This is a genomic window from Streptomyces sp. NBC_00704 (genome assembly GCF_036226605.1).
Taxonomy (GTDB): domain Bacteria; phylum Actinomycetota; class Actinomycetes; order Streptomycetales; family Streptomycetaceae; genus Streptomyces.
This window is the reverse complement of record NZ_CP109000.1, coordinates 3863997-3880205: the sequence shown is the minus strand read 5'-3', so window position 1 is coordinate 3880205 and position 16209 is coordinate 3863997. Positions and strand designations below refer to the sequence as shown.

The following is a 16209-nucleotide window of genomic DNA, read 5'->3' as shown; positions in this document are numbered from 1 at the left end:
GTGGTGATGCGGTGATGCGGTGATGCCGTGATGCGGTGGTGCCGTGTCGGCTACTGCTTCAGATTTGAAGCACATCCGACGAGACGAGACCCTACCCCATGCTTGAAATTTGAAGCAACGGTCGTGTGACGCGGCTCACTGCGTCCCGGAGCAGGGCGTCGAACGCCGGCGCCAGGGGAGGTCCTCGGGCGCCGCCTCGTTCTCCCCGTCGCCCTGGAACCCCCGGGCGACCTGCGTGAAGATCTCCTCCAACTGCCCCACCTGCTCGGGGGTGAGCCGGTCGAACAGGGCGGCCCGGACGGTCGCGACATGGCCGGGGGCCGCGTCCCGCAGCACCGCCATGCCCTCGTCGGTCAGCGCCGCGACGGTGCCGCGCTTGTCCCAGCGGCACTCCTCGCGCCTCACCAGCCCGTCCTTCTCCAGCCGGGACACCGCGTAGGTCAGCCGGCTGCGGGTGATCTTCAGCCGCTCCGCGAGATCGGTCATCCGCAGCCGCCGCTCCGGGGTCTCGGAGAGGTTGGCGAGGATGGAGTAGTACGGGTGGGGCATGCCCGCGTCCTGCTGGAGCTGCCGGTCGATCGCGTCCTCCAGCAGGAGGTAGCCGGCAACGTACGCGCGCCAGGCGCGCTGCTCCTCGGGGGTGAGCCAGCGGGTCGTCATGCCCCCAGTGTAGGTTTGTTTCAAACTTGAACCAAGATCGCCGTCGGAAGACATAGCCCGGGAGCACGTCGATGCCGTACCCGTACGTCCTGCTGTCCGCCGCCGTCTCCCTCGACGGCTACCTGGACGACACCGGCCCCGAGCGGCTGCTGCTCTCGAGCCCCGCCGACTTCGACCGCGTCGACGCCGTACGGGCCTCCGTGGACGCCGTCCTCATCGGCGCCGGCACGATCCGCGCCGACAACCCCCGCCTCCTCGTGAACTCCCCCGAGCGCCGCGCCGCCCGCGTCGCCGCCGGACGGCCCCCGTACCCCCTCAAGGTCACCGTCAGCGGCTCCGGCGACCTGGACCCCGACGCGAACTTCTGGCACACGGGCGGCGCGAAGGCCCTGTACACGACGGACAAGGGCGCCGAACGGGCCCGCGCGCTCGGCATCGCCGCCGACCTCGTCCCGCTCGGCCCCGAACTGGACTGGCGCCGCCTCCTCACCCACCTCCACGACGAACTCGGCGTGCGACGCCTCATGGTCGAGGGCGGCGGAACCGTCCACACCCAGCTGCTCTTGCAGGGGCTCGCCGACGAACTCCAGCTCGTCCTCGCCCCGCTGTTCGTGGGCGACCCGGACGCGCCCCGCCTCTTCGGGCCCGGCGGCTACCAGGGCGGACGCCTGCGCCTGGTGGAGACCCGGCGCATCGAGGACGTCGTCCTGCACCGCTACGAGCCCACCGCCCCCGGCGCCGGACCGCTCGCCGCCGCGGCCGACCGGCACTGGCTCGCCCTGGCCTGCGAGCTGGCCGCCCAGTGCCCGCCCTCGGACACGGCGTTCAGCGTCGGCGCGGTGATCGTCGCCGCCGACGGGACGGAACTCGCCCGCGGGCACTCCCGCGAGGCCGGCGACCCGCTCGCGCACGCCGAGGAGGCCGCCCTCGCCAAGCTCGGCCCCGCCGACCCGCGCCTGCGCACGGCCACCGTCTACAGCAGCCTCGAACCCTGCGCCCGCCGCTCCTCCCGGCCCGCCCCCTGCGCCCGGCTCATCCTCGACGCGGGCGTGCGCCGGGTGGTCACGGCCTGGCGGGAGCCGGACACCTTCGTGACCGAGGCGGACGGCGCCGGTCTGCTGACGGCCGCGGGCGTCGACGTCCTCCTCCTGCCGGAGTACGAGGAGCGGGCGAAGGCCCCCAACCGGCACCTGGTGTGAGGCGCCCTGATGTGAGGCGTCCGGGAGCGTGGTCATCGGGGCCCCGGAAGTAGCGTAGACTGGAGTCACAACGACGCGGGGTGGAGCAGCTCGGTAGCTCGCTGGGCTCATAACCCAGAGGTCGCAGGTTCAAATCCTGTCCCCGCTACTGAAGGCCGAGGGCCGGAATCCGAAAGGGTTCCGGCCCTCGGTGCGTTTCCCCCGAACCTCCCCCTCACGGTGCGTGACCGTACGGCCGCCCTGTGCACGGGTGCTGAGTCGCCGTCAGAACGCCTGTGGCCACGGGGGCGTGCGAGGCCGGGGTCAACTCGCCCGTTTTCGGCCGCTGATGGCCTGAAAGTCCAGGTCGGAAATGTTGTTGATCAAGCAGAAGAGCTTGGAAACCCACCCCCGGGTCTATTAACGTTCGATAACGCAGCGCGGCCGTCCCAGCCGGCACCAGAGCCGGCTCCGTGCGCACGCGCCGAATCCCGCAAGGGAACCGGGGAACCACCACCTTGGGGTGAATCACGCGGAAGCCGTCGTGAACTCGCAGAGTCCACGACCGGTATACGCGCGTAGGAGACCTTCCCGCTCCGAACCCGTCAGCTAACCCGGTAGGCGACGGAAGGAAAGGAGCGCGCCCTCGTGGCGTCCAACCCGCCTGCCCCCGAGGCCCCGTACGCGCCGAGCCAGTGGTCCGCCGACTCCTTCGGCTACGGCGACCACCGCACCGACGAGGGTCCCTGGGAGGAGTGGAACCCCACCGCGGACTCCGTCCGCCCGGTCCGGGGCAAGCACCGGGTCGCCAAGCAGCGCGGCGGCGGGTTCGCCCGCAGCTCCACCGTCCTCGGCGTCGGCGTCATAGCCGCGGTCAGCGCGGGCGGGATGGCCAGCGCCAACACCGGCAAGGCCCCGGTCTCCATCTCGATACCGGACCTGCCGAACGTCGGCTCCCTCATCTCCGACGACGAACCCGCCCCGGAGACCGCGTCCGCCCTGAGCGCCTTCGGGTCCGAGACCGCCGTCGACACCACCGACGCCGACGACAGCGGCGCCGCCGACGCGGGCGAGGCCCTGCGCAGCCGGATCATGGCGCAGGTCGAGTCGCAGCACACCCAGTACGAGGTCAAGGCGGCGGCCGACGCGAAGAAGGCCGAGGCCGACGCCGTCGCCAAGGCCGAGAAGGAAGCGCGCGCCAAGGCCGCCGCCGCGAAGAAGAAGGCCGCCGAGGAAGCCGCCGAGAAGGCCGAGGCCGCGCGTCTCGCCGAGCTGGCCAAGCAGTACACGCTGCCGACCTCCTCGTACACGATCACCTCGACCTTCGGGCAGGCCGGCTCCCTCTGGTCCTCCGGCTACCACACCGGTCTCGACTTCGCCGCGCCCACCGGCACCCTCATCAAGGCTGTCCACAGCGCCACCGTCACCGAGGCGGGCTGGGCCGGTTCCTACGGCTACCGCACCATCCTCACTCTGGACGACGGCACCGAGCTGTGGTTCTGCCACCAGTCGTCGATCAACGTCAGCGTCGGCCAGAAAGTGGCCACCGGTGACGTGATCGGCCGCGTGGGCGCGACCGGCAACGTCACCGGCGCCCACCTCCACCTCGAGGTGCACCCGGACGGCAACCCCACCGGCATCGACCCGGCGGCCTGGCTGCGCGGCAAGGGCCTCAACCCCTGAGACACCCCTGGGGCGCCCGTCCGGAACGTCCCTGAGGATGTGCCCGACGGGCGCCCTGGGACGGGCGCCCTGGAGCATGTGGCGCGGCACGCCGCCGAGTACACGCCGCCGAGTACACCCCTGAAGCCGCGCCGGGCAGACCCGGTCGTGCCGGGTGCGGCGCGGCTGTTCACATGTTCTTCGCGGTACGGGCGGAATGGGCGCGGGCGTGGTGACCGTTGAGTTGAACCATGACTGTTCTGCGCACTCTCGGCTCCTCCGACCTCGAGGTCTTCCCGCTCGCCCTCGGCGGCAACGTCTTCGGCTGGACGGCGGACGAGGCGGCCTCCTTCGCCGTGCTCGACGCCTACGCGGCCGCCGGCGGCAACTTCGTCGACACCGCCGACTCCTACTCCGCCTGGGTCGACGGCAACTCGGGCGGTGAGTCCGAGATCGTCATCGGCAGGTGGGTGAAGGCGCGGGGCAACCGCGACGACGTGGTCATCGCCACCAAGGTGAGCCAGCACCCCGAGTTCCCCGGCCTGTCCGCCGACAACATCAAGGCCGCCGCCGACGCCTCCCTCCGCCGGCTGGGCACCGACCGCATCGACCTCTACTACACCCACTTCGACAAGACCGAGGTGCCGGTCGAGGAGATCGTCGGCGCGCTCGACGAGCTGGTGCGGGCGGGCAAGGTGCGGCACATCGCCGCCTCCAACATCTCTCCCGAGCGCCTCCAGGAGTCCCTGGAGTTCTCCGACCGCGAGGGCCTGGCCCGGTACGTCGCCCTCCAGCCCCACTACAACCTGGTCTCGCGCGACACCTACGAGGGCGGCCTCCAGGACGTCGCCGCCCGCTTCGGCCTCGCCGCCGTCCCGTACTTCGCGCTGGCCTCCGGCTTCCTCACCGGCAAGTACCGGCCCGGCACGACCGTGCGGAGCGCCCGTTCCGGCAGCGCCGCCAAGCACCTCGACACGGAGCGGGGACGCCGGGTCCTGAGCGCCCTGGACGAGGTCGCCCGGGCCCACGACGCCGAGGTCGCCACGGTCGCCCTGGCCTGGCTCGCCGCGCAGCCGACGGTGGCCGCGCCGATCGCCTCCGCCCGCACGGTCGAGCAACTGCCCGCGCTGCTGGCACTGGCGGACCTGGAACTGACGAGCACGGAACTCGACACCCTGACGCGGGCTTCGGCCTGATCGGGGAGCCTGCGGCCTGATCCGGGGTCCTGCGGGGTGCGGGACGCGGGATGCGGGTTCCGGGCTCCGGCTGATCCGGTCCCTGGGCTGGTCCGGTCCGGTCCTCGGGCTGGCCCGGTCCTTGGGCTGATCGTGTCCTCGGGCTGAAGCGGATTCGCCCTTCTCATGCGGCTTCGGTCTTGTGCGGGCTCCCGCTGCCGCTCGCGGTCCAGCTCGCGCCCGTGGGCTAGCGGTACGGGTAGGGGAAGGGACTCGGGCCCGCGGGGTGACCGGGGCCGCCGCCGCCGTAGCCGGGGGGCGGCCCGGACGGGTCGGCCGGGCCCGCGTAGCCCGCGCCCGGCGGATACCCGTAGCCGTACCCGTAGCCCGGTCCGGGGCCGGTGGCCTGGCCGTACGGCTGGAGCGGACCGTGGCCCGGACCGTACCCGTAAGCCCCGTACACCGGCCAGGGCGGCGGAACCACCGGCACCGGAGGAGCCGTCATGCGGGCCGCGTGGTCCAGCGCGGGCCGGGCGACGTCCTTGCGGCGCCACAGCTCGTTCAGCAGCTCCCGCTCCCGGACCACGAAGTCCGCGTCGGCGCGCCCGCGCCGGCCCCGGTGCCGCAGGAACGCGAGCGACGTCGCGTACGCCTCGTACCGGGCGACCTCCCGCGCCGCCGCCTTGCCCAGGTGGCGGCCCGCGTGTTCCCTGGCCAGCCGCCGGGCCCGCATCGAGCCGAGGGCGAACGGCTCCGCCGGTGCGAGCCAGCCGGCGGCCGCGTAGGCGGGCAGCTCCTCGCGGACGGTGCGCAGCTCTCGCTGCCGGGTCCACACCACCAGCCAGGTCAGCAGCCCGAGCGCGGGCAGCATGAACGCCGCGTACACCGCGAAGAACCCGAACTCGCCGAACGTGGACGAGCCGTTCCACAGGGCGTGCATGCCCATCGCGAGCAGCAGTCCGCCCAGCGGCAGCAGCACGCGCCGTACGTGCCGGCGGCCCCCGGACTGCGCGGCGACGCCGAAGCCGAGCCCGGTCAGCACGGTGAACAGGGGGTGCGCGAACGGCGACATGATGACGCGGACGAAGAAGGTCGCGGCGGTGACGGAGGCGATGCCGGTGTCGCCCGTGAGCTGGTCGGCGCCGAAGGCGGTGCCCAGGTAGAGGATGTTCTCGGTGAACGCGAAGCCGGTGGCGGTGGTCCCGGCTATGACGACTCCGTCGACGACGCCGGTGAAGTCCCGTCTGCGGAAGAGGAACACGAGCAGCACGGCCGCCGCCTTGGCGGACTCCTCGACGATCGGCGCTATGACGGTCGCCCCGAGCGTGTCCGCGCCGGACGGATCGGCCGTGGCGGTCGCTATCCACCGGGTCGCGAAGCTGTTGGCGACGATGGCTATCAGCGCCGCCGCGCACGCGCCCCAGGCGAAGGCGAAGACCAGGTTCCGCCAGGGGCCCGGCTCGACCCGGTCGAGCCAGCGGAACGCGGCGACGAGCAGCGGCACGGGCAGCACCGCGAGGCCCAGTCCCACGAGGAAGCCCTCGGTCCCGGTCTGTTCGCGCACCAGGGCGAGGATCACCAGCCCGGACAGGGCGAGCAGGGTGATCAGCGCGCCGTACCGCACCCACCTGCGCTGCCACCAGTGCGCGTGCCTGAGCACATTGTCCTCGGGGGCTCCGCCGGGCGGATGCGGCGGGTAGGGCGGAAACGGACTGATGGCCACGGCATCGACCCTAACGAGGGAGGGGACTGTGGTGCGGGGGCGGTCGGTCGGCGGCCTTGACCGGTCAGCGGTCCCCGGCCCGGACGCGATGCTGTACGCGACGGAAGAGCAGATCGTTCACCACGTGACCCTTGTCCAGCCCCTGGCCCTCGAAACGGGTCAGCGGACGGAACTCGGGCCGGGGCGCGAATCCGCCCTCGGGCCGGGTGTTCTCGAAGGCGGGGTGTGCGGTGAGCACGTCGAGCATCTGTTCCGCGTAGGGCTCCCAGTCCGTGGCGCAGTGCACGATCGCGCCCGGCCCGAGCCGCGTCGCGGCCAGGTCGAGGAACTCCGGCTGGATGAGACGCCGCTTGTGGTGGCGCTTCTTGGGCCAGGGGTCGGGGAAGTAGACGCGCAGCCCGTCGAGCGAGTCCTGCGGCAGCATCTCGCGCAGCAGGATGATCGCGTCGCCGTTGGCGACCCGGACGTTGGTGAGTCCGTGGTGTTCCGCGAGGTTGAGCAGATTGCCCTGGCCGGGCGTGTGCACGTCCACGGCGAGGATGTCGGTCCCCGGGTCGGCGGCCGCCATCTGCGCGGTCGCCTCGCCCATGCCGAAGCCGATCTCCAGCACGACCGGGCGGTCGCCCGCGCCGAACAGGGCGGCGAGGTCGACGGGGTGCCCGTCGATGTCCAGCCCCCACTTGGCCCACAGCCGTTGCAGCGCGTCCGCCTGCCCGGCCGTCACCCGGCTGCGGCGCGGCTGGAAGCTGCGGATCCGCCGCTCGAAGTGCGACCCGGCGGGATCGGCCTTCGGCCCGTCGGGGAAGCGGGGCTCCCCCTTGGCACGGGTGTGCCGGACGGACTCACCCGGGTGGTGGTGCTCGCCGCCGGGGGAGGGCTGAGGGGCTGCGGGGGTGCTCACGGAATCAGACACAGTGGGGACGATTTTACGGGGGCGGGGCGAGTGGCTGCGGCGCGGAGCCGCCGGGGTCCATGGGCGCCCCACGCGCGCGTGCGTCCCGCGGTACCCGGCACTGGCTCGAACGCGTGGAGGTCGGGCGCCCCACGCGCGCGTGCGTCCCGCGGGCCGAGCGCGTCATGCGCGTCACACGGGGCGAGCGGGCCCAGCGGGCCGCCGGGGCATGCCGGCCGCGCGGTCGGGCGGACCGGGCCGGGCGAGCAGGGCGGTGCGCACGAGCGGGCGGCACGCACGGACGAGCAGGGCGGGCCGCGAGCAGGGCGGGCTGGGGCGAGCAGGGCGGCACGCATGACCGGAGGGCAGGCACGACCGGGCGGTACGGACGAGCAGGCGGTGCGGCACTAGCGGGCGGTGCGCATGCACGGGCGGCACGCACGACCGCAGGGCACGCATGCACGGGCGGCACGCACGATCAGAGGGCACGCACGACCGGAGGGCACGCATGAGCAGGCGGTGGGCGTGAGCGGGCGGTGCGCGCGACCGCAGGGCACGCACGCACGACCGGGCGATGCGCATGAGCGGGCGGTGCGCACGACCAGAGGGCACGCACGTCCGGACGGCACGCCCGCCCGGGCGGTGTGCACGACCGGGCGGTGCTCGGCCTGGCAGCGTGGCGACGGGGCCTGTCGTGGTTCACGTGCCGTTCAGTGCGAGCAATGCTCTGCGGGCCACCTCCCGGCCGATGGGCAGCGAGGCCGTCGCCGCCGGGGAGGGGGCGTTCAGCACGTGGACGGCCCGGCGGCCCTCCCGGATGAGGAAGTCGTCGACCAGACCGCCGTTGCGGAGCACGGCCTGCGCGCGCACTCCGGCCGCCGTCCGCACGAGGTCGTCCTCCTCCACCGCCGGCAGCAGCCGGCGCACCGCGTCGACGAACGCCGCCTTGGACACCGACCGCCGCAGCTCGCCCAGCCCGTACCGCCAGTGCCGGCGGCCCATCCGCCACACCCCGGGCCACGCCGCCGTCCCCAGGGCCTCCCGGGGCCGTACGACGCCCCACCCGTACCCCTCGCGGGCCAGCGCCGGCACGGCGTTGGGGCCGACGTGCACACCTCCGTCGATGCCCCTGGTCAGATGCACCCCGAGGAACGGGAAGGCGGGATCGGGCACCGGGTAGACCAGTCCGCGCACCAGGCCGGGCCGGGCCAGCTCGTAGTACTCGCCCCGGAACGGCACGATCCGCACCTCGGGCTCGTCCCCCGTCAGCCGGGCGATCTCGTCGCAGTACAGACCGGCGCAGTTCACCAGGACCCGGCCCCGTACGACGTCCCCGCGCGAGGTGAGCACGGCCACCCCGCGCTCGGGCCGCCGGTCGATGCGCACGACCTGCGCGCCGTAGCGGATCTCCGCCCCGGACGCCGCGCCCAGTTGCTGCGCCACGGCCGAGTAGTCGCAGATGCCGGTGGTGCCCACGTGCAGCGCGGCGAGCCCGCGCACCTCGGGTTCGTACTCCGCGATCTGGGCGGCGCCCAGTTCCCGCACCGGGATCCCGTTCTCGCGGCCGCGCTGTGCCAGCGCGTGCAGCCGGGGCAGTTCCTCGCGCTCCGTGGCGACGATGAGCTTGCCGGTCACGGCGTGCGGGATGCCGTACTCCGCGCAGAACTTCGTCATCTCGGCGGCGCCCCGCACCGCGTACCGCGCCTTGAGCGAACCCGGCCGGTAGTAGATGCCGCTGTGGATGACGCCGCTGTTGCGCCCCGTCTGGTGCCGGGCGGCTCCCGGCTCCTTCTCCAGCACCGTCACCCGCGTGCCGGGCGCGGCCCGCGTGATCGCGTACGCCGTCGACAGCCCGACGATGCCCCCGCCGACCACGAGCACGTCACAGTCGTGAGCGGTCTTCGCCACGTGCACACCACCTCCCGGCATCGATAGTGCACTGCGCCACTGACAATGCCTTCAAACCCCGTGGCGGGCCTCCGCGCGGCCCGCCGGGGCGGGGCCTTCCGCGATCCGCGGGCGCGGGCCGTTCCGCCGCCCTCCGGCGCCCGCCTCCGTGCGGCTCACCGCGGCTCACGCCGGGGTCATGAGGAGCGGACGGGCCCGCTCCCGCAGCTCCACCACGCGCGGCTCGTCGCCGTACGGCTCCAGCCGGTGCAGCAGGTCCTTGACGTACTCCGTGGTGCGCGCGGACGAGATGCGCCCGGCGACCTCCACCGCCCGCACCCCCTGCTCGCAGGCCGCGTCGAGGTTGCCCGACTCCAGCTCGGCGACCGCCGAGACCACGAGCCGTAACCCGTGCGACCGCACGAACTCCTCCGTCGGCCGCGACAGCGCCTGCTCGGTGAACCTGCGGACCTGACGCGGCGCCTTCAGGTCGCGGTAGCACTCGGCGGCGTCGGCGGCGAAGCGGTCGTAGGAGTAGAAGCCGAGCCAGGACGGGTCGTGGTCGCCCTCGCGGGAGCGCTCCAGCCACCCTTCGGAGGCCTTGAGCGCCGCGCCGGCGGCGTGCGCGTCCCCGGCGCGCGCGTGGGCGCGTGCCTCGACCAGCCGGAAGAAGCTCATGGTGCGCGCGGTGGCCAGCCCCCTGTTGCGTTCCAGGGCGGCCTGCGCGAGGTCGACGCCCTCGTCGCCGAAGCCGCGGTAGGTGGCCTGCAACGACATGGACGCCAGCACATAGCCCCCGAGAGGGACGTCCGCCGCCGCGCGGGCCAGCCGCAGCGCCTGGATGTAGTACCGCTGGGCGGCCTCCTGCTGACCGGTGTCGAAGGCCATCCACCCCGCCAGCCTGGTCAGTTCGGCGCTCGCCCCGAACAGTGCGCGGCCCACCTCGTCGGAGTAGGAGCCGAGCAGCAACGGGGCCGCCTCCACGCGCAGGCACTCCGGGACCATGGACGAACGCCAGTCGCCGCCCCCGTACTTGGAGTCCCAGCGCCTGGCGTCCTCGGCGGCCTCCCGCAGCTTCTGCACGTCGCTGTGGCCGACTTTGAGCGGTGCGCCGGACTCCTCCACGAGGTGGACGTCGCGGGCCACCGAACTGTCGGCCGGGGTTATCAGCCACCGTGACGCGGGCGTGGCGTACGCGCTTACTGCGAACGATCCGGCCAGTGACTGCCAGATGCCTCCGGAGCCGGCCCGGCGGCCCGCGAGATCGAGGCGGTAGAGGTCCGTCGCGGAGCGCACGGCCTGGCCGACGTCCCGGGGGAAGGCGAGGCCCACTTCGGGCGCGGGATCCGCGTCCGCCAGGCCGATCTCGTGGAGCGGCACCGGACGGCCGAGCTTCTGGCCGATGGCGGCCGCGATGAGGTGGGGCGCGGCGCCTTGCGGCACCATGCCCTTCGACACCCAGCGCGCCACGGACGTCTTGTCGTAGCGAAGCGTCAACCCGCGCTGGGCACCGAGGTCGTTGACGCGTCGCGCGAGTCCTGCGTTGCTGATTCCCGCGAGGGCGAGAACGGCGCCGAGTTTCTCGTTCGGCCCGCGTTGCTCCCTGGACATTGCGCCACCCCTCGACACAGACGGCTGCCGCGCTGGCATAACCATGCGGCATTCGTAAACCCAGCGTAGTTCGCCGCATCCCAAGCGTTAAGGGGCATTCTTCCGGTTGGCGGGATTGTGGTCCGTACGGAAGTACGGGTGCAGGTACGGACCGTCGCGGTGTGCTCCCGCCCGTGTGGCCGTGCGCCCGGCCGTGCGCTCTTCTCCGGCCATCGGCGGGGCGGTTCCATGGGCCGTGCGTGGGTCGGCCCGCTGTACTGGATCCAGTGGGCTGGGGGACACCGCCGCCTTCATCCCCGCGGGCGGCGGAGCGGTCCGGGGGGCGGACTCCGCCTCCCGGACCGGCGCGGGCCTTCGGGGCACGCGCGTGTGTACGGAGCGTGTGCGAAGCCTGCTCGTCGTGCTCCCAACGCCGGACGTACGCCTGGGATTTGGCCGAAAAGCGACCCTGCGTTCCGTGGGTGACCACGCCTCTCACCACGGAAATCGAGGGCGCGCAGGGCGTTCTGGGGGAGCGTACCGGGGGCGCATTCAGGTCGTGGACACCGGGGTGTGCGCGGTCGCACCGTTCCGCGCCGCCGTGTTCGCACGTGCGCGCTTCCCGGATCACAAGCGGTGCCGCCTCCCTCTGTGGCGCGCTCTTCGTGGCAGCATGGTGAACCGTTCGTACGGTGCACTCGGTTGTCCACAGCCTGTGGAGGCGTCGATGCGGTGGTTGGTGGGGTGGAGCAGCGCCGCCGCGGGTTCGCTCGGCGGGCCCGTCGGCCACGACGGCCGCCGGGGCGACGGCGTGTCCTACGGGGGCCGGGTCGGCCACGAGGGCGAGACCTTGCAGCCCGTGGGCTCCCAACTCCTGTGGGGCGACCCCGATCCGCTGTGGGCGGTGGGCGACTGGCGGCCCGACGAGGTGCGGGTGGTCGGCGTCGACCCGCAGACCCGCATCGCCGTCTTCGGCACCTGCGGCGCGACCGACGAACAACTGCGCATCGGGCTGTTCGCCGCGCGCGGAGGCGCACTTCGGCATCTGACGGCCTGGGCGGGCAGCTACACCGCGATCGTCCAGGTCGGCCGGCGCCTCACCGTCTGCGGCGATCTCGCGGGCGCGCGCCCGGTGTTCCACACCCCCTGGGCGGGCGGCACGGCCTACGCGACGGCCGCGCTGCCGCTCGCCGACCTCGTCGAGGCCAACCTCGACTTCGGCCACCTCGCGGCGCTGCTCGCCGCTCCCGACGTACCGGCGGCCCTGCACGACTCCACCCCGTACGACGGCGTGCGCCGCATTCCTCCCGGGCACGCCCTGATCCTGCGCGCCGGGGCGCGCGAGATCGCCGGGTACGAGCCGGTCGCCTCCCTCGCCGTGGCCGCACCCTCGGCCGACCCCGACCGCGCCGTGGACGCCGTACGCGACGCGCTCGTCGAGGCGGTGCGCGCCCGCCTGTCCGCGCCCCGGCACGTCCCCGACATCGACCCCGGCCCCGTCCCCGGCATGGGACCCGCCGAGCGGCGCGCCGCGCGCGGGATGCCCGTCCCCGGCATCGGCGCGGACCTCTCCGGCGGCCCCGCCTCCGGCACCCTCGCCCTCCTCGCGGCCGGCCTGCCCGGCAGACCCGGCACGCTCCTCGGCCACGGCACCGGCGCGGGGGAGCGCCTGCTGGCCGTCACCTTCAACGACCTGGCCGTGGGCGGACGCGAGGCCGAACTGGAACGCGCCGGCGTCCTCGCGGCCAACCCGCGCCTGCACCACGTCGTCGTGGCCGGCAGCGAGGAGACCCTGCCCTACGCCGACCTGGACGGACCGCTCACCGACGAGCCCGGCCAGAGTCTGGTCACGGCCGCCCGGCACCGCGCCCGCCTCGCCTCGGGCAGCGCCGACCACTTCACGGGACACGGCGCCCGCCAGGTCCTGGACGCCCACCCGGCCCGCCTGGCGGACCTGTTGATGGACCGCAAGCGCCGCCACCTCGTGCGCCCGGTCGCCGCCCTCACCAAGGCGGACGGCTCCGTGCTCGTCCCCGCGCGCGTGTACGGCGCGGCCCGCCGGCTGGCCCGCACCCCGTACCGCGCCGGTTTGGAGGAACTCGCCGACCGGCTGCTGCACCGCAGCTTCAGTTTCGACGACCCCTCCGGCGCCGTCGGAGCCTCGCTGGCCGCGCTGACCTGGGGCGGCGCGGGCCCGGCCGCACGCTGGCTGACCGGGGAGGCGCTCGCTGAAGTATCGGTTCGCCTACAAGGCGCGGCCCTCCGCACCGGAGGGGGCCCCGGCCGGCGTCCGGGCGACTACCGCGCGCGTGCGGCCCTCACCCGGCACGCCATGGACCTGCGCGTCCTGGAGCAGGCCGCCGAGATCCGCTCCCAGCGCCTGCACGCGCCCTTCCTCGACAACCAGGTCGTACGGGCCTGCCGCGCCCTCCCGGAGACCCTGCGCGTGCAACCCGGGGCGCGCGCCGCGATCCTGCGCACCGTCCTCAAGGGCGCCGGCGTCACCGACCTCCCGCACGGCTGGGGCGCGCCCTCCCAGGCCTCCGCCACCGCGGCGGCCCGCGCCGGACTGCGCATGGCCATGGACCCCCTCCTCGGCCTGTTCGAGGCCCCGCTCCTCGCCGAGGCCGGCCTCGTCGAAGCAAGAGTGGTCCGCAAGGCCCTGCGGGCCGCCGCCTCGGGCGAACCCCTCCCCCTGGACGGACTCGCCGACCTGGTCTCCCTCGAACTCTGGCTGCGCCGCCTCCTGTCCCGCAGAGGCACCTGCTGGACCGGCACCCCGGCACGCGCCCGCGCGGTACCGGCAGGCATCGCCCCGCAACGCAGGGCGGTCTCCTCCGGGGGGTGAAGCGCCGGGGTGAAGCGCCGACTTCAGGCGGAGTGAGGGGCGGGGCAGGGGCGGGCCCTGACGACGGACCGGCTCGCTGCACGGGCGCGCGAGCGGGCACGTGACGCAGGCCGTGCGCGTCCACCCGGACCCGCCGCCGTCCCGGGCGGCTAGAAGCAGGTGAACCCGGACTCCGCCCAGTCGGCGAGCGCCACCGAGCCGAAGGGCCCGTGGGGTTCGACCACCAGCCGCACTCGGGTGAGGCCCGCCAGGTCCACATGGACGGGCACGGCCGGGTCGCCGCCGGCGAGCACCTCGGACGACCAGAGCCGGTTCGCTCCGGCGTAGACGGCGAAGGAGACCTTGCCGAGCTTCAGCGTCAGATCGTCCACGCCGACGACCGCGTCGTAGGAGGTGCACCGGCGGTTGAGGTCGACGGTGACGGAGGAGTGGCCGTGCACGGTCACCCCGCGCTCATGGCGTCGTCCGGCGATGGACACGGCGGAGCGCTGCCACACCCAGCTGCTGCCGCGGAGCCTGATCTCGGGCCCGGTTCCGTCGCCGGTGACGTCGAAGGGCAGCTCGTCCAGCCGGTAGACGACCGGTGCGGGCGGCGGCGGGGGTGTGGGCGTCGGGGTGGGCGTGGGCGTCGGGCTCGGAGCAGCCGTGGGCGGGGGGTCAGTGGCCGCAGGGGATGAGGCGGGCGGCGTGGGCGGGGGAGTCGGGCGGGGCGCGGGAGCCGGGGGCGTGGGCGCCGCCACGGGCACGATCCCCGGGGGCCGTGGTCCGGGTTCCGCGGCGGGCGCGGGTGTGGGCGTGGGCGTCGGCTCCTCCGGCCGCACGACCGGCGCCGGTGCGGAGGCCGAGGGTCTCGCCTCGGGCGGTGCGGCGTCGTGGCCGACCAGCGCAAGGGCGACCGCGGCCGCCGCCACCGCGACCACCCCGGCCGCGATGCCGGCCTTCAGCGGCGCGCCCAGCCCTTCCGAGGCCGCCGCACCGCTCCCGGCGCCGGCACCGCCGGAGGAACCGCTCGCCGCGGCGGCCGCGCCCGCGACGCCCGCCGCGCCCGCTCCCGTGCCGCCCGCGAGGAGTGCGAGCGCCTTGGCGTACCCGGCGGCGCCGAACCAGCCGATGACCGCGACCGGCACGACGGCCGGGATGCTGCCGGCCACCTCCTCGATCTGCAGGGCGGCCAGCCGGCACTTGGCGCACTCCTCCAGATGCTTGCGCAGCCCCCGTTCGGCACGGGTGCGCAGCCGGCGGCGGGCGTAGGTGCCGAGCTGGTCGGCGTAGCGGGCGCAGTCCTCGTCGCTGGTGAGGGCAGCGCTGACGTGAGCCTGGAGGTAGGCCTGCTTGAGGCCCTCCCGAGCCCGGCTGGCCAGCACGCGCGTGCCGTTGGCGTCGAGGCCGAAGAGCATGGCGACCTCGCTCGGCGACTCGTCCTCGACCTCGGTGTGCCACAGGACCGCCTGCCAGCGCTCGGGCAGCGAGCGGAAGGCCTGCATGGCCATCGACTGCTCGGCCTCGTGCATCGCGCGTACGTCGGCGCCCAGCTCCAGCCCCGCCCCGAAGGACCCGGAGGACGCGGTGTCGTCCGCGGTGTCCGAGGAGCGGGCGGAGTGCGCGGACTGCGCGGCGAACACCGCGAAGTCGTCGACGAGCTGTTCCCGCTTCGCCGACCGGGTCCAGCCTGCGGCCACACGCCGCACGCAGGTGAGGAGGTAGGCGCGGACGGCGTACTCGGGGCCGGAGCCACCGCGCACCGCTTGCAGCATGCGGGCGAACACCTCGGCGGTGAGATCGTCGGCGGTGTGCGCGTCCCGGCAGCAGGTGCGGGCGTAGCGGCGCACGGCGTCGGCGTGGCGCCGGTACAGCTCCTCGTACGCCGTGTCGTCGCCCGAGCGCATCCGGCCGATCAGCTCGGTGTCTGCGGGCGGCACCTCGCGCGGCGGCGGCAGGATGCCGTCGCCCAGGCCTTCACCCGGGCATTCGCCCCAGCCGTCTGTCCGGCTCCCGCGCCGCCGGCCTTCGCGCTGTGCCGGAACGGTCTCGTGCGGCGGCCCGCCCGGCGAAGGGGCGCCCGGTGAAGGGGCGCCCGGCGAAGGGGCGACCGGTTCGCCGGCCGGACCTCGGACGCGGCCGCCCTGGCTCGGCACCTGTTCGTCCCGACCGTCAACGCTCATCGCGGAAAGCCCCCGCCTGCCCCACCAGTCCCGACCACCGGGTCAGAGTGCCATATCGGCTTTTGTTCAGGACCCCGCGCGACGGGCTGCCCACTCGTCCGTGGGGAACATTCGCAAGTCAGTACCCATGCTCACCTCACCGGGTGAGCTTCAACTAACGCCCTGACGAACGAAGTTGAGGACGGAAGTCACCACGCCCCGTACGCCCGACACGGCAGAGCGGGGACGAGAGCCCCACGGCCCCACGCCCCCCCACTCACCCTCACGAGACCACCCGCGCGGCCCGCACCTCACGGGACGCGCCTCAAGAGGCCCACGCCTGAGGCCCGCACCCTCACGGAACGCGCCTCACAAGACACGCCCGTACGGGACGCACCACACGCATCGCGCCCGTGCCGGACGCATCCACGGCCGCCCGTCACGGGCCGCCTG

At 74.1% G+C, this 16209-nt stretch carries 10 protein-coding genes, 1 tRNA gene and 1 riboswitch; of the genes, 5 read left to right on the top strand and 6 right to left on the bottom strand.

What is annotated here, in order from left to right:
• Positions 1–135: 135 nt before the first annotated feature.
• Positions 136–660, bottom strand: coding sequence for a MarR family winged helix-turn-helix transcriptional regulator (locus OG802_RS16855; RefSeq protein WP_329411429.1), 525 nt, complete (start codon positions 658–660; stop codon positions 136–138).
• A 71-nt stretch (positions 661–731) separates the two neighbouring features.
• Here OG802_RS16855 and OG802_RS16850 point away from each other — a divergent pair, with 71 nt between their 5' ends.
• The 4 genes from OG802_RS16850 (at position 732) to OG802_RS16835 (ending at position 4696) form a co-directional block, all read left to right on the top strand.
• Complete coding sequence (locus OG802_RS16850) at positions 732–1859, top strand: dihydrofolate reductase family protein (protein ID WP_329411427.1); 1128 nt, start codon at positions 732–734, stop codon at positions 1857–1859.
• A 74-nt stretch (positions 1860–1933) separates the two neighbouring features.
• Positions 1934–2007: transfer RNA gene (locus OG802_RS16845), tRNA-Met, on the top strand.
• A gap of 303 nt (positions 2008–2310) precedes the next feature.
• Positions 2311–2477: riboswitch (cyclic di-AMP (ydaO/yuaA leader) on the top strand.
• A 9-nt stretch (positions 2478–2486) separates the two neighbouring features.
• Complete coding sequence (locus OG802_RS16840) at positions 2487–3521, top strand: M23 family metallopeptidase (protein WP_329411426.1); 1035 nt, start codon at positions 2487–2489, stop codon at positions 3519–3521.
• A 230-nt stretch (positions 3522–3751) separates the two neighbouring features.
• Complete coding sequence (locus OG802_RS16835; RefSeq protein ID WP_329411424.1) at positions 3752–4696, top strand: aldo/keto reductase; 945 nt, start codon at positions 3752–3754, stop codon at positions 4694–4696.
• Between the two features lie 226 nt (positions 4697–4922).
• Here OG802_RS16835 and OG802_RS16830 read toward each other — a convergent pair whose 3' ends face one another.
• The 4 genes from OG802_RS16830 to OG802_RS16815 form a co-directional block, all read right to left on the bottom strand.
• Entirely contained in the window at positions 4923–6392 is a 1470-nt protein-coding gene (locus tag OG802_RS16830; RefSeq protein ID WP_329417131.1) for a PrsW family intramembrane metalloprotease, read from the bottom strand.
• 70 nt (positions 6393–6462) lie between these two features.
• Positions 6463–7311, bottom strand: a complete 849-nt coding sequence (gene trmB, locus OG802_RS16825; RefSeq protein WP_443055259.1) for a tRNA (guanosine(46)-N7)-methyltransferase TrmB — start codon at positions 7309–7311, stop codon at positions 6463–6465.
• Between the two features lie 678 nt (positions 7312–7989).
• Complete coding sequence (lhgO, locus tag OG802_RS16820; protein ID WP_329411420.1) at positions 7990–9219, bottom strand: L-2-hydroxyglutarate oxidase; 1230 nt, start codon at positions 9217–9219, stop codon at positions 7990–7992.
• Positions 9220–9363: 144 nt separating this feature from the next.
• Entirely contained in the window at positions 9364–10788 is a 1425-nt protein-coding gene (locus tag OG802_RS16815; protein ID WP_329411419.1) for an MFS transporter, read from the bottom strand.
• Between the two features lie 706 nt (positions 10789–11494).
• Here OG802_RS16815 and OG802_RS16810 point away from each other — a divergent pair.
• Positions 11495–13615, top strand: coding sequence for an asparagine synthase-related protein (locus OG802_RS16810; protein WP_329411417.1), 2121 nt, complete (start codon positions 11495–11497; stop codon positions 13613–13615).
• Positions 13616–13764: 149 nt separating this feature from the next.
• On the opposite strand, the gene OG802_RS16805 is transcribed toward OG802_RS16810, so the two are convergent.
• A complete protein-coding gene (locus tag OG802_RS16805; RefSeq protein WP_329411415.1) occupies positions 13765–15777 on the bottom strand; it encodes a sigma-70 family RNA polymerase sigma factor in 2013 nt (670 codons plus the stop codon).
• Positions 15778–16209 lie beyond the last annotated feature (432 nt).